This window comes from Paenibacillus apiarius, assembly GCF_017052585.1.
Lineage (GTDB): Bacteria > Bacillota > Bacilli > Paenibacillales > Paenibacillaceae > Paenibacillus_B > Paenibacillus_B apiarius.
In genome coordinates, this window is the sequence record NZ_JAFFHZ010000001.1 from 4,197,188 (window position 1) to 4,217,848 (window position 20,661).

The window sequence follows — 20,661 nt, forward strand, 5'->3', positions numbered from 1 at the left end:
TACGTTAGACTGCAAAAGTGTATTTCATTTTTCTGGGATCGCACAGAAAATGGCAATTGGCTCGTTTTGAACTGTACAATTGCAGTTAAAACGCCGAAAAGGGCTGGATTTCGCAAAACTACTGCACATTTGCAGTTCGCAGTTTGCAGTTCGTCGGTCCCTCATCTGAAAAGCAGTCAGTCAGCATGTGGCATCAGAGACTGAAATCTATTGGATACGCTGCCCTTATCAATTTGACTTTTCGAACACTCTACCCTTCGCTCAGCTGCAACCATTCCCCCTGTCTCTTGGTGCTAAACGGGTGTGTTCTGCTGGCTCTTGGTTGCTTTCAGCGACAGGGATGGCTGCAGATCGGAATGTATGCCTCCTGACAAGTCCAGCGTTAACGTGTTTTCATGAAATTGACAAACAAGTTGTTGACAGAACGGAGCCGCCAGCAATCTGAAGGTGAATACAAAGGTCGCGCCATCTTGCCACGCGCCGCTGGCAGCCACGTAATGCCGAGTGCCTTGCTCCGTCATTGGGCCTTCCAACCAAGTGCCGAGTCCGCAATTCAACTGGTTCTTCACGCCATTTTGATGCCAGGCAATAACGGCTGTATTCTCTTCAGAAAAATCGAACTGAATCGAATCCAACAGCATTTCGTTATCCTCGAAAACATAGAGAGCGCCGGATACAGCTGCTGACAGTTCGGACCTGCGGCTCGGCGCATGCGGAGGAATGGCGAGCGTCGATAGCTTGACAGACAATGCCTGCCGCTCCTTAACGTCAGCCTGCATCGCTCCTTCTCTGCATGCGGGAAGCAGGTGGTCCCAGACTTGATTCAAGACGGCTTGCATATCACTTAGACCGCTTGTAATGGCAATTACGGCATCTTGCTCGGGCATGACGATGACGAACTGTCCGTATGCGCCATCCCCGCGATATGCATCATGCCTGCAGCGCCAGAATTGATACCCGTATCCTTGCGTCCAGTCACTGTCTGCGCTTTGACCGTTCGAAATGTGGCGGGAAGTGGCTTGTTGAATCCAAGCTGCCGGAATGATTGGACGCCCGTTCCATAGCCCTTGCCGCAAATACAATTGACCGAACTTGGCAACGTCCTCCGTGGTCAGGCTCAAGCCCCAGCCGCCTGTGTTGATGCCGAGCGGACAAGTCTCCCACGCAACGCCGGCAATCCCGAGCGGTTCGAATAAGCGGGGCTGCAAATAGTCGACCAACGTCTGACCCGTGCGTTTCTGCATGATGGCAGATAACATGTAAGTAGCATCGCTGCTATATAGGAACTGAGTGCCCGGCGTATGAGATAACGTGCTGTCAAAATATGCTTTGACCCAGTTTCCGTCTTTAGAGCTCCTTATATTGGGCGCATTATTCGCGTCATGGCCCGTGGACATCGTCAACAAATGACGCACCTGCAGCTTTCGGAAATGTTCCTCCACCTTAGGAGTTACTTCTTCCGGAAAAAACGAAATAACCGGTTCCTCCACAGAGAACAGACCTTCCTCCACCGCGAAGCCAACTGCCGTTGAAGTAAAGCTTTTGCTCAACGAGAACAAGGCGTGCGGCTGATTCGCGGCGTAAGGCGCCCACCAACCTTCCGCCACGACATGACCACGGCACAGGAACATGAAGCTATGCAGTTCCAATTGCCGTTGTTCTATATGTTCGATGAATGAATGGATGGCCTTCGACGATATACCTTGCTCTTCCGGATTGCTACGGGGCAAACGGTGCTGGGCAGCAAGCATGACATTTCCTCCTCGGGTTATCTATTTTTGTTCTGATTATCCCATGTATTTCCTATTTTAGGTTAAGCCCAGTATAAGTCTCACAGGATGGATGTTCAATCATCATTTGTAGAGACAGAGTCGCTTTGCTGTTGAACGCGAAAAGGACGTCCCAAATGATGCACAATGTTAGATGTTAAAAATAATTCTTTTTGGGTACATGAAACGACGAATCGGGTATGGAGCCCTGTTGGTGTCCGCAGTATACTTTTGGAAAAAGATAAGCGCTCGGCAGCATCTTTAATAAGCGGGCAGATTTAATGCATGCAGTTGCCTGCCATTATCTGCTGCAGGGTGCGGATCTATCTGCCGATCGCGATGGCTTTATTGTCAGCGAGCTTATTTAATATATCGCGGGAGGAATGGAGATGGCTTAACAAAAGCAAATGAAACTGGGGTCGCTGCTTCTGGCAGAAGGCGGCAGTGCCTCTGGCTGGAGACATCCAGATGCAGGTACAGAGGGCGGTGCCGAGTTTGGAAGATTCAAGGAATGGACGCGGCAAGCGGAAGCTGGCAAGCTGGATTTGGTTTTTATTGCAGATGTGCTGTATATTACCGACAAGACGCCTCCGCAGTATTTGGACCAGTTGGAGCCATTGTCGCTGTTAAGCGCGCTTGCTGCGATTACGGAGCATATCGGTCTGATGGGGACCGTTTCAACCACGTACAGTGAGCCTTACACCGTTGCCCGGCAGTTCGGCACACTGGACAAAATAAGCGGCGGACGGGCTGGATGGAACATTGTTACCTCTGCCTATGAAGGCAGTGCGCTCAATCATGGCAAAGCGGGTCAGAAGCATCCGGAGCATGGCTTGCGCTACAAGATGGCTGATGAGCATCTAACAGTGGTGAAAGGACTGTGGGATTCCTGGGAAGATGGGCATTCATCAGAAATAAGGAAACAGGCGAGTATTTTCGCAAGGATAAGCTGCATGCACTCAATCATGTAGGAGAGTATTTTTTAGTAGAAGGGCCTTCGTGACCATCTCGGTCTTGCCTTGCCTGTAAATCGCTATACGCAATCCAATGAAGACCATGTGAAGGAGTAATATGGTTTTCAGTGAATCAGGATTTTCTGTTCCGTAACATGTCCGGGAGGATGCGAAACAGCTTGAAGCGGGTCGCCGTCAAATGAAGATTTCTTACAATATTGTGAGACAAAGCATTCACCATCAAGCTTAAGAGGACCACTATTGGATGATTTCGAAGAACTATGGATTGGATTTAAAAATAATGGTCAAGAGCCCGTGGGTTTACAGAAACTAAAATCACCTTCAAATCGTTGCATGAACATCGTTCAGAAAAACGATTTGAAGGTGGTAGAAACTTAGCCTTGTGCCTTATTCAATAAACTTTTAGGTACAACGTTTAGATCAATCCCAAAGACGATGGGGAGCAAATAATAAACGGCAAGGATAATAATTATTGTGGCAAATACGTTAATGGAAAAACCGGCTCGGACCATTTCAATAATCTTTAGTTTCCCCGTACCGAATATGATCGCATTTGGCGGTGTGCCGACAGGCAGCATGAAGGCACAGTTTGCCGCCATGGCACAGGGTATCATAAGAGCGAACGGATGAATGCCGAGGGCCATCGCCAACGCTGCCACAACAGGCAATATCATCGTTGCCGTTGCTGTATTCGACGTAATTTCTGTCAACATCATAATGAGAAGTGTAGCGCATGAAATAATGACAATGAGATGAAAGCCATCGAGCATGGTCAACTGTTCTCCCATCCAGGCAGAGAGGCCGCTGGAACGGAACCCGGCCGCGATCGCCAGGCCTCCTCCAAAAAGCAGGAGCACTCCCCACGGAATTTGCTTTGAATCATTCCAATTTAATATACGAGAGCTTGTTTTTGCTTTAGCTGGAATCATAAACAAAAGGGCTGTTGCCATAATAGCAATCATCCCATCTGAGATTCCTGGGATTTGTATAATCAAACCATCTTCTACCCATAAAAACTCACGCGTGATCCACATAAAAGCAGCGAATACAAACACCGCACCAACCATACCTTCTTCAAAGGATATCTTGCCAAGCTTTCTGCGCTCGCTTTGAATCAAATCTCGTCCACCTGGAAGTTGTTTGATCGATGTATTGAACTTCAGTCTCCCCAAATAAAACCAGGTGAAGAAAAGCATTAAAATGACGACGGGGACGGCAAACAGCATCCACTGGGCAAATGAAATGGTAATGCCAAATAACTCATTCATTTGGGCCACAAGAATAATATTGGGCGGAGTACCTATTAATGTTCCGAGTCCACCGATCGTACCTGCATAGCCGATACCAAAAATAAGGGACTTCTCAAATTTCGGCAGATCCTCTTCTTCAGGCTTTCCTTTCAATGCACTGGCAATCTGAGCCGTAATCGCCAGTCCCATCGGGACCATCATCATCACAGCTGCTGTATTGGACACCCACATCGACAAAAATCCAGTTGCGGCCATAAAACCAAGCAAGATGCGCTGTGTGCTAGTACCGATCATGGAGATAATAAAAAGAGCCATTCTCTTATGCAAATTCCACTTTTCCATCGCTGTGGCGATGAAAAAACCGCCCAGGAATAGAAAAATAATATCGTTGCCGTATGATGATGCGACCACATTGCCTTGCATCGCTCCTGTGATAGGAAGCAGTATGAGTGGCAGCAGTGATGTAGCCGGTATAGGAATCGCCTCTGTAATCCACCATGTGGCAATCCATAACGTAACGGCGAGCACAGCTTTCCCTTCTGTAGAAAGTCCGTCTGGTTGGAAAAATAGCATCGTTAAGATAAACAATACAGGTCCCAGTATAAGTCCAACTAGCTGAGCGTTTGAATACGGTTTTATAGGCTTTTCGTTGTGATGAACGGCTCCCTTGTCTGATGCTTTTATAAATCCGGTTTTTGCTTGCTTCCGATAAGAGAAAACATATAATACGTCTTTCGTTCGCTTATGCTGTGCCCACAGGCTGCGCCAAGCTGATAAAGCCAATTGTTTCATAATCTCTCTCCTTTATGTAAGCGCTTTCCTTTGTGATCATTTTACTCATTTTACCATAGTAAAATGAAGGAAGGTATAAGATTAACATGAATCCGTGACAAATAAATACTAAAAACATAGAAAAATGGAGGAAACCCTCCCATAGGCAGAGAGATCTGAAGAAAAAGTTTCGTTTCTATTTATCACCTGAGGGGTGATTTTATGAACATTCAATTTGGACAATCTAAAGAATTAATTGTACGACCCATGCAGGACTTAACCGGAGAACAGGAGTATGTTCCTCTGGACATCGATGTCTCACCATTTGACAACTCAGGTATGAAAAAGGAAGGCGTGTCCCGCGCGTATAAAGGGTACTATTATGAACCTTTAAAATGTGGTAATTTGTAATTTGAAGATAGTAGGAGGTAAATATAGATGATATAGATGCAGCATTGGTTCATTCATTCTCTAGTGCGAATGGATAGTGCACATGAATTTACGGGGGGATTCGCACCAACATTCTTCCAAAATACAGGTGTTTCCTCTTGCTTTATTTGTAATTAATTTAAGATTTGACTTTTTCAATCGTTTAATTGATTATTTTGCTCGATTATATAGCATAAATTGAGAGTTACTATCAAATTTCGCTGTCGCATCCTACGCGGATGCGTGGATTGAAATCGAAAGATAAATACAACGAGCTATCAGAAGCGAAGTCGCATCCTACGCGGATGCGTGGATTGAAATCGCAACGGGGAAGCGCTCCAGCTTTCGGCGAACCTCGTCGCATCCTACGCGGATGCGTGGATTGAAATGGGAAGAGTGTAGAATCGGTAGGGGCGGACACCCAACGTTATACATATAGCGTAGAAAGGTGTCTTTTTTTGGAGAGACGAATCCGACTGAGCGGCGGCAGCAAATGATGCAAGTGGCGGCAGATAAGAAGCTGCTCATCGATGAGGCCATCTAAAGTTGAGATGGGCTCATATTTACCTTGTGGAATATCAGAAGAGAAGGAAACTGACAAGTTAATGTAGGGGAGTACATGTGAAGAAAAGTCTTCTTTAAAAGAACATATGGGCAGAATTTGGACGTTTATTTAACAGGTTACGTGTATCATAGGTGAGATTCGTACTACAGTCAAAGGCTGCATTGAAGAAATAAGTAAAAATCCTATGCGAATTGTAAATCGCCTATGCATTGATATATAACAACAAAACAGAAGAAATTTCAGAAGAAATTTGTTTGAATTCAAACTGTAAGGCAGTTAGAGAAAATTTTTTATAGTGTATAAACTCAAAAATCCAATCTATTGAGTTTGGAACATAGTTTTGGAATGATAGTTCTTATACAAAGTATGCAATGAGGGAGGTGGAAAGAAATGGAAGTCGTTTATGGAAAAGAGGATAAGAGTCATAATACCCAACAATTTCTTATATACATAAGGACATCGTGAAATTATTGACGCTTGTCCAAATACTTGGGATTGGATCGAGATCCATACTAGCAAAAAAATGCGCGGCGAAGAGGGATTAGTATACTCATTACTAACGAGCCCTGTTCTATATAGAGAAGGGGGGGGATTACTGTTTAAACTTTCAAGCCCATCAAAGAATGGCATGGATAGAATCCTAAGCGTTTTTAAAAGTACGGTATACCATGTGGTTCAGAAAGGTATATCTGACGATGATTTTTTGAGAGCAATCAATACAATAAAGAGTCATTTGATATTCAGTTCGGAAAATAATCAGTACCGAATGCTAGAATCGGGTAAGCGTTTACTACTAGGCATAGAAACAGAGAAACATTTTGATGTATTTGATTTTGAAAAATCCTTCGCATTATTTGAAGAATTAACGGTCGAAAACCTGAATACTTTTGCAAGTAACCAACTCCACGATGAGCCTTCTTACTCAATACTCCTATCGAACTGAAGAGAAGGAAGTGAAATCATGTTCAAAAAAATTTATGGATTTACGGTCTTGAATTTAAAAATCCTCCTGTCAGAGAAGGTTGTTTTCCTGTGGACGGTGGCACTTCCTGTAATTATAACGCTTTTTTTTCAAAAAAGTACGACGGACAGCCTATCGATTCATGATAGCAAGATTTGGTATATGAAATGGTTTTGGTGCTATATTATCATTGCGTCGTTTGTAAATGGAATTGGATTACAGCTTGCCCGAATGCGAGAATATGGGCTATTGAAGACGTACGTCTTAATCTCCGGGAGTAAATCTCCATTTGTTATCGCTACTTTTCTGACTCAGATCATATTTAGTTTGCTTAGTCTTTCGCTTTATAATTTAATTGTGGGACTTTATTTCCATGTATTTTCCATTGATCTCATCGTCCAATCCTTTCTATTAATATGCTTAAGCATTCCTTTCGGGCTTTTTACTCTTTTACTTACCGTACTTCCGCTCAAAATAGGCAATCTTGGTACCGTAATTAACATCATTCTATACCCATTATTTATTTTGGCATTTAAAGACGAGCATTTATCCTCGATTTGGAACCTATTAAACCCGTTTAGCTTTATATATCAAATGAATAAGGCTATTAGCTTTGGAACGGTTCAGTTTTCGCTAATAGTAGTTGGTCTTGTCTATTTACTCGTTGGTGCGCTATCGTTCAAAAAAATGAACCTTATCTCGTATGTACAAAGATAAGGTAGGCGGGAGGGATGAAATGAAGGCAGAACATATTACCTTTACATACAAGCAAGCAAAAAAAGTTTTGTTTGAGGATGTCAGTTTTCGTCTGCATCCGGACAAAATTAATGTGTTAGTCGGTCCGAATGGGGCGGGGAAAACAACATTGTTCGACTGTATCTCAGGCATTTTGCATCCACAAGCTGGCAATATGGTTTTTCCTGGGATGGACGATATTTTATACGTTACACAATCCGTTTTTTTCTCACCGGAATTGAAAGGGAAGGATTTCCTGAAGTTTATAAAGCGGATCGGCAATCAGCCGGCAAGCTCCCAACCCTTGGATTACCTGAAATCTGACGATGAAAGGGAGAAGGAATTATTACTGAAGCTGTGGGATCTGAAAATTGGTAAAATGTCGGTTGGCGAGAGGAAATGGTTGTTTATTATGATGCTTACACAAATCGAGAGGGAATTATATTTGTTGGATGAACCGACGAGCGGAGTCGATCCGACGTCAAGAAAAAGGATTTTCAATCTAGTTAATCACTTAGTAGCACGGAAAAAGACAGTGGTGATTTCCACGCACCAATTGAACGAACTGTTGCATCTTGATTGCCACATGATCCTTCTTCATAAAGGAAAAATCCGCTACGAAGGGAATATTGACAAATGGTTGGAAATGCATGATACGGACGACCCGGATCATGCGTTCGATTTAGCTACATCTTTGTAAAGCGTTAAGGAGAGCATAGAATTTGAGAAAACCAAGAGGATCCTTATGGCAGGGCTCTTTTTTTATTGTTGAAAAAAGTTTTATTTTGTAGATTTTCCTAAAATTGAGATCAAGAGAGGGGAGGAAATTAGTGATAAATTTGCACCAAGAGCAATTATTTAATGAAAGAGTCAAACGGTTAGGAAGAGATTGTGGCAACGATCCGGAGTTAGCCATATTTTAGAACTTATCTCAGGAGAGTTAGCGTCATAGGAAGCAAACGAAGCAATCTACTTTGGCTCGCGGTGAAATTGATTTTATATCAAGTATGTATTATCGTGTAAGTAAAAGATGGAAAACTGATTGTATCTGAATGATACTTGCTTATGTTCGAATGTTGATGAGAAAATCATCCATTCATTCTCCGGTGCGAATGTATAGTGCACATGAATTTCCCGGGGGATTCGCACCAAATTAATGCCAATATGTGTAATTTTAAAGTGTTGGTAGTTAACGTTTTATCATTGGGTGATTGGAAACATTGTTTTTATGAACCCGTCGATCATTTTTATGTAGAAATTTGACTTTATTTATCAAAATTCGCTGTCGCATCCTACGCGGATGCGTGGATTGAAGGTAAAGTAATTGCCCTCAGTCGCATCCTACGCGGATGCGTGGATTGAAATTCAGCAGGTTAGTGGGGCGAGTTTTTATGATTTGAGGTCGCATCCTACGCGGATGCGTGGATTGAAATGAGTAATGCCCAACCAACGTAATCCCAACCGTAGTCGCATCCTACGCGGATGCGTGGATTGAAATAGCATTTTCAGAGAAATACCTAAGGCAGGGGAGTCGTCGCATCCTACGCGGATGCGTGGATTGAAATTTGATGTCTGGATACTCTTTTCCCACTCGGTTACGTCGCATCCTACGCGGATGCGTGGATTGAAATCATTGCAGGCACACCCGGTTACACCATAGCGGAGGGGTCGCATCCTACGCGGATGCGTGGATTGAAATCGTTATCTCCCCGAAAGGATTCGTTTGCGTTTTAGTCGCATCCTACGCGGATGCGTGGATTGAAATCGTGAAATGGGAGCATTTGATAAATGGGATTAAAGTCGCATCCTACGCGGATGCGTGGATTGAAATATTGAATCGCTGAAGCGTTTCGTTTCAATGTGTCAGGTCGCATCCTACGCGGATGCGTGGATTGAAATTGCTAGCCCAAAAAGGTGAACAAAATCAAGCAAAAGTCGCATCCAACTCGCATTCGTGGACCGCTCAAGCGCACATTGAGCGTCGCATCTTGCACGGACGCGTAGAAAACATTATGAAACCAAAAAAGCATCTACCCCCGTGTCAAAAGATGACGCGGGGGCAGGATTCTTGTCTTTTTTTGTAGAACATATGTTCCCTGACAGGCTGTTGTCACTTTCTTCAACCATAATAGAATTTATAGTATCAGTACGAAGGAAGGTAGGATGTACGCAGCTATGAATACGACAGTTAGCGAGCAGCAACAATTGCATCCAAATGTGGTGCCATATTGGCGAATTTATCGGCTTTTCTCTGCATTGAAGCGGACTGCGCTGGCAAGCATCCCGATCATCGTTTATTTGATGTGGTTGCCCCAATGGAAGTGGATCCTATATGTTGCTGCCGCCTATCTCTTGTTTCATTGGAGCAAAGACGTATTCTATATCATATATGGAGTTCGCTTCAGCTATGCCCGAAGAAGTTACGTCCTGACAACGGATGAGATTGTGATTCGGTGGGGCAGCATATGGTCCGGCAATTCATCGGTTATTCCGCTTAGCCGTGTTCAGCATGTAGATATTGACCAGGACGTCATCCAGAAAAAGCTGGGCATATCGGAAGTCGTTATCGTAACGGCAGGTGATGCGACTGGCATCGTCGGTTTATTGGAAGATGATGCGAATAAACTGCGGCGGCAGGTCATTGAACTGGCGAAAATAGGTGAGACTGATGCGTACAATCCATAGACAGCATCCGATCAAGATTGCCGTACATTTGTATCGAACGATCCGCTATATGATCATCCCCTATACTCTCTTGCTATTCAGGGAGATCAAGGCCGGCACAGGTCAACAGCCTTATTGGGTATATGGGGTGGCTGTCATCATTGGTCTATCTATCTTGCTGTGGTCTATTATTTCCTGGTGGAAAGACACTTATCAGATCGGGGAGTCAGAGATCGTCATTCAAAGAGGAGTGCTTATCACTACCCAACGAACAATTCCGCTGGAGCGAATAACGAATATATCGATAGAACAGACTTGGACCGATCGACTAGTAGGTTCGGCGACTGCCGAATTGCACACTTCAGATTCGAACGAAGAGGCTGATGCCAGGTTCGTGTTAACGCAAGGCAACGCAGACATGCTCCTTGCCAGAATGAATCGACCCGTGTCGCGTGTCTTGAACCAAGCAAAGCCGAATTGGGTACTTCAACCTAAGGATCTTTTGATGAGGGCGATTAGTTCGAATTCATTCTGGCTGGGAGTTCCCTTGTGCCTCACTATCGTAACGTATGTATGGGATTGGGTTGAACCAAGCACGGAAGAAGAAGTAAGCGTGGTCCGTTTTTTTCAAGATGAAAGATGGAAAGAATTATTGACGACGGAGCTTATACCCGTTCTGCTTGCGCTTCTTGGCATTATTGCCTTGTGCGTATTAACGTCCTGGTTGTTGTCTCTGGTCATGATGCAAATTCGCTATCATAAATGGTCCGTTATCCGAGACAGTGCCTATATTCATATCCAGTACGGATGGTATGAGAGGAAATCAACCTCCCTCCATACTGTGAAGATTCAGTCGATCCGGGTCAAGGAGCAGTTGTTCAGCCGTTATTTTGGTTATGTGTCCATCTGGATGGATTGCGTTGGGTATGCAGGGGAGAAGAAGGTGAAACTGCTGCTGCCCGCGATCCACAGGTCAGAGATGCATGCTGCATTGGAGATGCTGTTGCCCGAATTTACAATCGTGAACCCGCAGCGTCATTTACCAGCCGGAAAGGCGATGTATTTTGTGTGGCTTCCCGTCATTGCTGTAAACCTTGTCATATTAGTCTCCGCAATTTTGTCCCCGTGGGCATGGTTGACGCTCCCGTTTCGCGGCAGCGTTATATTGGCGGGGGAGCCGAAAATATTTCGGGAACGCTATGGGAAGTTCATGGCAATCAATCTGTGATCGCGAAGCCGGGTCTTACGCGAACTACAGTCTATGTACAGCGCCAAGCGATCCAATCGATAACCTGTCGTCAAACCTGGATCCAATGCCTATTTGGCATTTTCCAGATTGAACTCTTGATAGATTCGCCATCGAAAGCGAAGGAATACGTATTTATCGGCGCATCCCAAGAGGATGTACAGCAGTTATTAAAATGGTATAAAAATACAGACAATTCCAAGTGCCCATACACTGTGAACAAGGAAGAGGTTATTTAGTCCGATTTTTTTGAAGGAGTAGGCAGGTAGACCTATAGATGGTGTCGAATATCCAATATTTATAGGATATTATGAGAGCATCTGGAGGAGAGTACAACGATGTCGGATAGAATGATTCGGCTCATGAAAATGGTCATAGCCATACAGGCGAACCCTGGCATATCGGCGCAGGAACTGGCCGACAAATGTGAAGCTTCGGAGCGAACCATATACCGGGATCTGCGAACACTAGATCTTGTCGTGCCTATAACGAATGATGGATACGGAACAGGATATCGCTTTATAGGCAACTTCGCGATGTAACCGCTTAATTTTACAGAAGAAGAGGAGATGGTCTTCTCTGTCCTCCCTTCCATGTTGGATAAAAGCAAGCTTTCGCCTCTGTTCGACTCGGTTTACGACAAAGTCATGGCGACGCATGTCAAGGAGAAGCAAAAACGCAGGGAAGCAATGGAGAACTTCACGAATCTAATTCAGGTGGGGACGCCTGCTTACAAGGCAGATGATGATAGTCCAAATTACCTACTCCCTGTGATGGAAGCGATTATAGCCGAGAAGACACTCCGTGCAGTATACCATACCCAAAGCCGCAATACAGTTACAGAGCGCGAGATCGATCCGTACTGTCTTGTGCCTCGCGAGCAACGCTTCTACTTAATCGGGTATTGTCATCGGAAGCAGGACATTTTGATGTTCCGCATGAGCCGGTTTCATCGCGTCGAAATAACGACTAATAACTTCGACAAAGGCGACTTCGACATCCACCACTATATGAAGCATACTTGGTCGGTACATCGGGGCGAATCGCTTATTACGTTCAAGGTCAAATTTCAGCCCGATGTGGCCAGATATATCAAGGAAGAGGAAATGTTCGTGCGCCCCAAAATGACGGACTTGCCCGATGGAAGCTTATTGTTCGAGGCGACAGTCAACCATGAGCAAGGCTTCCTGAATTGGCTCGCCCAGTATGGCCCGTCTGCCGAAATTCTGGAACCGCTATCAATAAGGAAGCAGTTCATCGAGCGGTTACAGCGTTGGATGGAGATGTATAACTAATGCATCATCTGGAATATTTAAGTTCCCTGACATTTAGTTGTTACCTGTGCGCGGTACAGTAAATACGAGCGGTGTAGAAAGGAGTGCTGAAATGCAATCAATTGCTCATATTCGGGTGAGTGATATGAAGGTGCAAACCGTGGAACGGCATTTGCTGGAAGTGAAGACGCTGGCGGAAGAGTACGGTAAGAAATTGAATATTCCTCATGTCACCGGGCTGGCGGGCATGCTGCATGATATGGGGAAATATACGGAGAAGTTCAGGACATACATATTGGCGGCTGTGAACGGAGCCGAGGATCGGCTGCGCCGGGGGGATGTTGATCATTCTACGGCCGGAGGACGGTTGCTTTATGATCGTTTTCATGCGGATGCGAAAGCGCCTTATAAAACGATTTTGGCTGAGGTTGTAGGCAATGCGATTATTTCGCATCATTCCTATTTGCATGATTTTCTGGATCCGGATTTGGAATCTCCTTACTTGAGACGGGTTGCTTGCAAAAAGTTGGAGGAGTTTGATCAGAGCGTCGAAGCCTTTTTTACACATGTCATGAGCGAGCAGGATTTTCAACAATATGTGAAGCAGGCAGCCACTGAAGTAGAGCAATTTCTTGCCAGAGAACCTGCAAAAAGTATGGAACTGAAGCTGATGTTCCTGACCAAGTTCGTGTTCAGTGCCTTGATTGATGCCGACCGGACGAACACGCTCTGGTTTGAGATGGGAGAGCCGGACGAGCCGGAACAGAACGTGATGGCATTGTTTGAAGGTTACTATGACAAGTTGATGGCGCAACTTCGTTCTTTCGAAGAAAATAAAGACGCTGATACGCCAATTGCGCTGTTGCGCAGCGAAATGTCCGAGCTATGCGAACGTTTTGCCGCGAAGCCGTCTTCTATTTATACTTTGTCGATTCCAACCGGTGGCGGCAAGACGCTGGCTAGCTTGAGATATGCTTTGAAGCATGCGTTAACCTTTGGCAAACAGCGGATTATCTATGTCGTCCCGTTTACGACAATTATTGAGCAGAATGCAGCCACGGTGCGCACAATATTGCAGGATGATGCGAATATTCTGGAGCATCATTCCAACGTCATAGAAGTGGAGGTGGAGGAAGACGACGAGGAGCAGGACGGGCTGGCGCTGACTGCGCGGCAAAAGGCGAACCTGGCTAAGGACAATTGGGATGCGCCGATTATTTTTACGACGATGGTGCAATTTCTGAACGTGTTTTTTGCCCACGGGAGCCGGAACATACGCAGGCTCCATAACTTGTGTGATGCAGTCATTATATTTGACGAAGTGCAGAAGGTGCCTACGCATTGCATTTCGCTGTTCAACCAGGCGCTGAACTTTTTGAAGGAGTATGGCGGCTCCAGTGTCGTGCTGTGCACGGCGACGCAGCCGGCGCTGCAGTTCGTGGAGCAGAAGCTTGACATCGGGACGGACGCAGAGATGATACAGGATATTAATCGCGTAATCGATGCGTTTAAGCGCGTCGAGTTAATTGATCAAGCTACCGACAAGGCTTGGGGTACGGAAGACTTGGCAGACTTTGTCCGGGATACCGTTCAGGAAGCGGGAAATATGCTTGTTATCTTGAATACGAAATCAGTCGTCAAGGCGCTGTATGAACGATTGCAAGCGATACAGGAACAACGTCAGTTCGGCTCGGATGGGAATATACATTTGTATCATTTAAGCACGTCGATGTGTCCCGCTCACCGGTTTGCGATTTTGGACAAGGTCAGGGTGCATCTTCAGCAGAAGGAAAAAGTGATTTGCGTCAGCACACAGTTGATTGAAGCAGGCGTTGATGTCAGCTTCAATTGTGTCGTACGGTCCCTGGCCGGATTGGATTCGATTGCGCAGGCGGCGGGACGGTGCAACCGGCATGGGAAGGATGAGATGCGGAATGTCTACATTATCGATCATGCGGAAGAGAATCTGAAGCACTTGAAAGAGATTCAAGTAGGGAAGGAACTGACGCGCGCGATGCTCGTCGATAGAAAGCGCGATCCGGCAGTTCATGGCGGCCACCTGCTGTCGCGGCAGGCGATGGAATTTTATTTCCAGAAGTTCTATATGAGGCTGGAAGCGGATTTGAATAATTTTGTGCCTAAGCTGCGCAAAAATATGACGGACTTGCTATATGCTGGACGGTATGAAACGGACAGCTATTTCCAGGCCTATCACAAGAAGAAGGAAGAGGAGAAGGCGAAGGACACATGGCTGCCGCTAGGTCTCGCTAATAGCTATGGCACCGCCGCGAAATATTTTCATGTTATTGACGATTATACCCGCGCTGTTATTGTTCCCTATGGAGGAGGCACAGAAGTGATTGCCGACCTGAACGGAAGCGGCACGATCGATGATTTGACGCGTCTGCTGAAGCGGGCACAGCAGTTCACGGTCAATTTGTATGAACACGAACTGCATCAGTTGGATCGCAGCGGCGGATTGGAGAGCCGTCTGGACGGAAAGGTGCTCGTGTTGAAGGATGGGGCTTACAGCGAGCATTTTGGAGTTGATCTGAACAGCGACAGCGCTATGGGATTTTTGGGTTGTTTCTAGAGGAGTGAAGCCTATCTTTTAGCGATAGGCTTCTAATAAAATACTATATTTTTCAATCCGCGCTATTCCAGCGACAACTTAAGCCATTATAGCACAATTAAGGTATATGATGATGCGTAGATTTTTTGGTTTTACCCTCAGGTCTGAAACAAAATGTTCATATAATATTTTATTAGATAAGATTGTTATTTCTTGTTGGAGAAGATAGAATGAAGTTGTAGGGAAATTGTGGAAAGGGGGCGACGCGTTTGATTCGGAACAGCATTGAGTTCGAGGTGTTCGGGAATTATGCGCTGTTTACAGACCCGTTAACGAAGCTGGGCGGGGAAAAGATGTCTTATCCTGTCCCAACCTATCAAGCGTTAAAGGGAATCGTCGAATCGATCTACTGGAAACCGACGATATTGTTTGTTGTGGATGCCGTTCGCGTTATGAATCCGATTCGGATGGAGTCCAAAGGGGTTCGCCCGCTTGACTATGGCGGCGGCAATACGCTTGCATACTACTCCTATTTGAAAGATGTTCGTTACCAATGCCGGGCTCATTTCGTGTTCAACCCGAATCGGCCGGATTTGGAGTATGATCGCGACGAAAATAAGCACCACAATATTTTGAAGCGCGCGTTGCGGGCGGGAGGACGCCGGGACATTTTCCTGGGAGCAAGAGAATGTCAAGGTTACGTAGAACCATGTAACTTTAACACAGGAGAGGGCTTCTATGACAATTATGGCGAACTTCATCTCGGAACGATGGTGCACGGCATTAATTATCGCGACGAGACAGGAAGGCAGCAGATGGAGACGAGGTTATGGAACCCGGTCATGAAGGATGGCATCATTGAGTTTATCACGCCGGAACAATGTAAGCTTGTTCGCCCTGTGGCGCAGATGGAACCAAAACGATTCGCGACCGGGGAGATCGAGTCGGTTGAGGAACTGGAGGTCCGGCTGGAAGCGGAGGGAAGCCGATGAGTTGGTTGCAGCAATTATATGAGACGTATGAGTCGAACCTGGATCGGGTCGGGGTTGTCGAGAAGAGGCATAACGGGCAGGAATTTACGCTGCTTCCGATTTCTCATACGACACAGACGGCACATATTGAAGTTCGTGTTACGGAAGACGGGGAATTCCATTCAGCCATCGTCGTTGACAAGAGCGATGCCAGTACTTTGATTCCTTGCACAGAGGACTCCTCCAGCCGTTCGGGGACTGCCGTATTTCCTTATCCGCTGCATGATAAGTTAAGCTATGTGGCTGGAGACTACATTGACTATGGCGGACAAGCCAAGAAAGCGGATCAGTTCAAAGCCTATATCGAAAAGTTGGAAGAATGGGCTTTATCGCCATTTCGCCATCCTCATGTCGCCAGTATCTTTAAGTACCTGAATAAAAAAAGGCTCGTTCGCGATCTGGTTGAAAAAGAGAACCTGTTGTCCCTAGATGGGAACGGTTGTCTGCTTGGCAAATGGGATAAAAAATACGGTGACGAGAAACCACCGCTGTTTGGCGTGCTCAATGGCGAACAAGAAAGCGCATTCATTCGGTTTACGGTCTACTCCCCGGTTCGGCCGCTTAAGGAAGTGTGGAAAGATCCGGAGGTCTATGATTCGTTCATCCGCTACTATAACAGTAAGCTGGGCAATAACAAACTGTGTTATGTGACGGGGCAATTGGTGCCAGGTACGGACAAGCATGCGAACAAAATACGAAATCCGGCAGACAAAGCGAAGTTGATCTCGGCCAGCGATACAAGCGGCTTTACGTTCCGCGGCCGGTTCAGCAGCAGCCAGGAAGCGGCGGGCATTAGCTATGAGGTATCGCAAAAAGCCCATAATGCGCTGAAATGGCTGATTAACCGCCAAGGGAAAATCATTGATGGGCGCGTATTTCTCATTTGGTCGAACGATGCGGTAGACGTGCCGGCTCCCGGAGAAGATACCTTCGCTCTCTTTCCGGAACAATCCGCTGCGCACAAAAGGGAGTCTTTCACGAACGAAGGGCTGGCGCGAGACATTGTCAGTGCTTTGGCTGGATATGGAACGGAACAGAAGCTTTCGCTTACGAATCCCGCTGTAAATCTGCTTATCCTTGATTCTGCCACGACCGGGCGTATGGCTGTGCTATATTATCGCAATCTGGACAAGAAGCATTACTTTGAAAAGCTGGTGGAATGGCATTCCACTTGTGTATGGCTGCACCGTTACCGCAAAGATGAGCAAGGCGACTATGTTCAATTTTTCGGCACACCGGCGACGAAAGATATTGCCTATGCCGCTTATGGATCTACGGCAAGTGATAAAGTCGTGAAAGGGCTGATGGAACGCATGCTGCCGTGCATGTTAGACGGCGTCAAAATTCCGGCCGATATTGTTAGCAGCGTCGTTCGCCGCGCATCCAACCCGGTAGCGATGGAAAAATGGGAATGGGAGAAGACGCTTAGCATCGCATGCGCTTTAGTAAATAAGTTCTACCAGAAGGAGGGGTATAAGGTGGCGTTGGATAAAGAAAATGATGACCGCAGCTATTTGTTTGGAAGATTGTTGGCAGTGGCCGATATTTTGGAGCGGCGTGCACTAGGTTCGGAAGAAACGCGCGCAACGAACGCGATTCGCTATATGAACTCGTTCGCGCAACATCCGGAGCGGACGTGGAGGGTGATTCAAGCGGGGTTGCACCCGTATCAGGCGCGCTTGGGCGCGAAATGTACTGATCTGACGAAATTGATGGATGAGATTCTATCCAAATTTAAATATGAAGACTTTAATGACAAGCCATTATCCGGAAAGTTTTTGCTGGGACTCTCCAGCCAAAGACATGACTTTTTCCAAGGGAAGAAGAAAGAAGAAAATCAAACCAAACAATCCAACGAAGGAGTGAACGAACAATGACAATTCTCGATCATAAAATTGATTTTGCTGTTGTATTTTCTGTGACCAAAGCCAATCCGAACGGCGATCCGTTAAACGGCAACCGCCCGCGTCAAAACTATGACGGGCACGGCGAAGTATCGGATGTGGCGCTAAAGCGGAAAATTAGAAACCGGCTGCAAGATATCGGTGAGTCTATTTTTGTCCAATCTAATGATAGAAGCGATGATCAACTCAAAAGCTTGCGCGAGCGCGCAGAAGGAAACGAGGCACTGGCGAAAATATTAAAACAAAAAGACGGTTCCGGCGAAGAGTTTGCGAAAATCGCTTGCGAGCAGTGGATCGATGTCCGCAGCTTCGGCCAGGTATTTGCCTTCAAGGGCAGTGGAGATAAAGGGGTCTCTGTTGGTGTGCGCGGTCCGGTGTCGATACATACGGCAACGAGCGTTGATCCGATTGATATTACGAGTATGCAAATTACAAAGAGCGTCAACTCGGAGCCAGGCAAGGAGAGAGGGTCGGATACGATGGGGATGAAGCACCGCGTAGACTTCGGCGTGTACGTATTTTACGGCAGCATCAATACGCAGTTGGCGGAAAAGACAGGCTTCACTACGGAAGATGCGGAGAAAATCAAGCAGACGCTTGTTACACTGTTCGAAAATGATGCTTCTTCTGCCAGACCGGAAGGAAGTATGGAAGTGCACAAAGTGTATTGGTGGGAGCACAGCTCCAAGTTGGGTCAATATTCATCTGCGAAAGTGCACCGCTCATTGCATGTTAGCAAAAATAAGGAAGAAGCGAAATCGTTCCAAGAAGATTATGATATTGCGTTGGACGAGTTGGAAGGCTTGAAGGTAGAGATCATCGATGGCCTATAATGATGAGGCTGAGGATAGCTATTTAATGCTATCGGGCATCCAGCATTTTCAATTCTGCAAGCGGCAATGGGCGTTGATTCACATAGAACAGCAATGGGAAGAAAATGTGAAGACGATCGAAGGGCAACATCTTCATCGCAATGCAGATCAACCGTTCACGAGGGAAAAACGCGGCGACAAGCTTGTCGTTCGCGCTATGTCTGTCAAGTCGCATGAATTGAAATTGGCAGGTATCTGCGATGTGGTCGAGTTCGTACAAGACAGCTGCGGAGTAGAGATTCGTGGGGCTGAAGGCAAATATATCGCTTATCCTGTTGAGTACAAGCGCGGCAAGCCGAAGACGGATGAATCAGATGTATTGCAACTGGCTGCGCAAGCGCTCTGTCTGGAAGAGATGCTGTTGTGCGATGTACAGACCGGATATATTTTTTATCAAGAGTTGAAGCATCGAATTGAAGTTCCGCTTACGGATGATGTGAAGCAGAGGGTCAGAGTTGTCGCAGCGGAGATGCATGATTATTACAAGCGCAACCATACACCCAAAGTAAAAGGCGGGCCATATTGCAAAAACTGCTCGCTGCAATCCATCTGTCTCCCAGCTCTGATGAATAAACGGACGGTAAAAAGTTATATTGAGGGGAAGATCAGGGATGAAGCGTCTTCTTAACACGTTATATGTAAACCAGCCGGACGTTTATATGGCATTGGACGGGGACAATATTGTGCTGCTGAAGGGAGAAGAGAAGCTGGGCCGTCTTCCGTTGCACAATCTGGAAGCTATCGTCGCTTTTGGTTATACAGGAGCAAGTCCTGCGTTGATGGGGTATTGTGCGGATCGGAATATAGCGATCACCTTTATGACGATGAGTGGGCGGTTTTTGGCGCGTGTCATTGGACAGAGCAAAGGGAACGTTGTTCTGCGAAAAAAACAATATCTTGTCTCCGAGAATGAGACTTCGTCAGCCCAAATTGCACGCAACTTTATAGTGGCCAAAATTTTCAATCATAAATGGATGATTGAACGAATGACGAGAGACTACCCGCTAAGGATAGATGTCGCTCAGTTCAAGGAGATTTCCGGGCAGTTATCATCCCTTATGCTGGAAGTGAGAGAGTGTGAGGAGCTGGAGCGGTTAAGAGGCTTGGAAGGACAGGCTGCGGTCAGTTACAATAAGGCGTTGGGTCAAATGATTCTGCAGCAGACAGACGATTTTTATTTTCGTTCCCGTTCGCGCAGACCACCGCTGGATAATGTGAATGCGATGCTGTCCCTTGCATATACGTTATTAGCGAATGATATGGCAGCAGCCCTGGAAGCGGTTGGTCTGGATGCATATGTTGGGTTCCTGCATCGGGATCGTCCGGGACGGGCTTCACTGGCGTTGGATGTTATGGAAGAATTGCGGGGAATCTATGCAGATAAATTTGTTCTAACTATGATCAATAAGAAAATCGTGAACAAAGATGATTTTTATAAAAAGGAAAATGGCGCTGTTCTTATGACAGATGAGGCCAGAAAGAAATTTTTGACGGCATGGCAAAATAAAAAACAAGAGAAAATCATGCATCCGTATTTAGGCGAGAAAATAAGCTGGGGCTTAGTGCCACATGCCCAAGCATTGTTGCTGGCGCGTTATTTGCGCAATGATCTGGATGAATACCCTCCATTTCTATGGAAGTAGG

At 46.0% G+C, this 20,661-nt stretch carries 16 protein-coding genes, 1 pseudogene and 1 CRISPR repeat array; of the genes and pseudogenes, 15 read left to right on the top strand and 2 right to left on the bottom strand.

Annotated features, from left to right (window positions below; translation table 11 throughout):
* Positions 1-293: 293 nt before the first annotated feature.
* A complete protein-coding gene (locus tag JSQ80_RS18790; RefSeq protein WP_206096303.1) occupies positions 294-1,751 on the bottom strand; it encodes a serine hydrolase domain-containing protein in 1,458 nt (485 codons plus the stop codon).
* Positions 1,752-2,176: 425 nt separating this feature from the next.
* Between JSQ80_RS18790 and JSQ80_RS18795 the strand changes: the two are divergent.
* Positions 2,177-2,766 (top strand): annotated as a pseudogene (locus JSQ80_RS18795) (LLM class flavin-dependent oxidoreductase); the annotation flags it as partial.
* 351 nt (positions 2,767-3,117) lie between these two features.
* Here JSQ80_RS18795 and JSQ80_RS18800 read toward each other — a convergent pair.
* Positions 3,118-4,785 (bottom strand): SLC13 family permease, encoded by a 1,668-nt coding sequence (locus tag JSQ80_RS18800; protein WP_206096304.1) that lies wholly within the window; start codon positions 4,783-4,785, stop codon positions 3,118-3,120.
* A gap of 201 nt (positions 4,786-4,986) precedes the next feature.
* On the opposite strand from JSQ80_RS18800, the gene JSQ80_RS18805 reads away from it, so the two are divergent.
* The 14 genes from JSQ80_RS18805 (at position 4,987) to cas1c (ending at position 20,660) form a co-directional block, all read left to right on the top strand.
* Positions 4,987-5,175 (top strand): hypothetical protein, encoded by a 189-nt coding sequence (locus JSQ80_RS18805; protein ID WP_206097764.1) that lies wholly within the window; start codon positions 4,987-4,989, stop codon positions 5,173-5,175.
* A gap of 1,544 nt (positions 5,176-6,719) precedes the next feature.
* A complete protein-coding gene (locus JSQ80_RS18810) occupies positions 6,720-7,436 on the top strand; it encodes a hypothetical protein (protein ID WP_206096305.1) in 717 nt (238 codons plus the stop codon).
* A gap of 19 nt (positions 7,437-7,455) precedes the next feature.
* A complete protein-coding gene (locus JSQ80_RS18815; RefSeq protein ID WP_206096306.1) occupies positions 7,456-8,154 on the top strand; it encodes an ATP-binding cassette domain-containing protein in 699 nt (232 codons plus the stop codon).
* Positions 8,155-8,855: 701 nt separating this feature from the next.
* A CRISPR array of direct repeats spans positions 8,856-9,353; the repeat unit is 32 nt; unit sequence GTCGCATCCTACGCGGATGCGTGGATTGAAAT.
* 276 nt (positions 9,354-9,629) lie between these two features.
* Positions 9,630-10,139 carry a PH domain-containing protein gene (locus JSQ80_RS18820; RefSeq protein ID WP_206096307.1) on the top strand — a complete coding sequence of 170 codons (510 nt, stop codon included), beginning with the start codon at positions 9,630-9,632 and terminating at the stop codon, positions 10,137-10,139.
* Positions 10,123-11,346: a PH domain-containing protein gene (locus JSQ80_RS18825; protein WP_206096308.1), complete on the top strand. Its 1,224-nt coding sequence runs from the start codon at positions 10,123-10,125 to the stop codon at positions 11,344-11,346. The genes JSQ80_RS18820 and JSQ80_RS18825 overlap by 17 nt, the downstream gene beginning before the upstream one ends.
* Positions 11,250-11,603 carry a PH domain-containing protein gene (locus tag JSQ80_RS30040; protein ID WP_418888878.1) on the top strand — a complete coding sequence of 118 codons (354 nt, stop codon included), beginning with the start codon at positions 11,250-11,252 and terminating at the stop codon, positions 11,601-11,603. The genes JSQ80_RS18825 and JSQ80_RS30040 overlap by 97 nt, the downstream gene beginning before the upstream one ends.
* Positions 11,604-11,702: 99 nt before the next feature.
* Positions 11,703-11,906, top strand: coding sequence for a helix-turn-helix transcriptional regulator (locus JSQ80_RS29785; RefSeq protein ID WP_336245792.1), 204 nt, complete (start codon positions 11,703-11,705; stop codon positions 11,904-11,906).
* 27 nt (positions 11,907-11,933) lie between these two features.
* A complete protein-coding gene (locus JSQ80_RS18835; protein ID WP_336245793.1) occupies positions 11,934-12,659 on the top strand; it encodes a helix-turn-helix transcriptional regulator in 726 nt (241 codons plus the stop codon).
* 91 nt (positions 12,660-12,750) lie between these two features.
* Positions 12,751-15,231, top strand: coding sequence for a CRISPR-associated helicase Cas3' (gene cas3 / locus JSQ80_RS18840; protein ID WP_206096310.1), 2,481 nt, complete (start codon positions 12,751-12,753; stop codon positions 15,229-15,231).
* Positions 15,232-15,482: 251 nt separating this feature from the next.
* On the top strand, positions 15,483-16,202 hold the full coding sequence (cas5c, locus tag JSQ80_RS18845; protein WP_206097658.1) for a type I-C CRISPR-associated protein Cas5c: 720 nt from the start codon (positions 15,483-15,485) through the stop codon (positions 16,200-16,202).
* Positions 16,199-18,118, top strand: coding sequence for a type I-C CRISPR-associated protein Cas8c/Csd1 (gene cas8c, locus JSQ80_RS18850; protein WP_206096311.1), 1,920 nt, complete (start codon positions 16,199-16,201; stop codon positions 18,116-18,118). The genes cas5c and cas8c overlap by 4 nt, the downstream gene beginning before the upstream one ends.
* Positions 18,115-18,978, top strand: coding sequence for a type I-C CRISPR-associated protein Cas7/Csd2 (gene cas7c, locus JSQ80_RS18855; protein WP_206096312.1), 864 nt, complete (start codon positions 18,115-18,117; stop codon positions 18,976-18,978). Before cas8c ends, cas7c begins: the two co-directional genes overlap by 4 nt.
* On the top strand, positions 18,968-19,645 hold the full coding sequence (gene cas4 / locus JSQ80_RS18860; RefSeq protein WP_206096313.1) for a CRISPR-associated protein Cas4: 678 nt from the start codon (positions 18,968-18,970) through the stop codon (positions 19,643-19,645). The genes cas7c and cas4 overlap by 11 nt, the downstream gene beginning before the upstream one ends.
* On the top strand, positions 19,629-20,660 hold the full coding sequence (gene cas1c / locus JSQ80_RS18865) for a type I-C CRISPR-associated endonuclease Cas1c (protein WP_206096314.1): 1,032 nt from the start codon (positions 19,629-19,631) through the stop codon (positions 20,658-20,660). The genes cas4 and cas1c overlap by 17 nt, the downstream gene beginning before the upstream one ends.
* The last annotated feature ends 1 nt before the right edge of the window (position 20,661 follow it).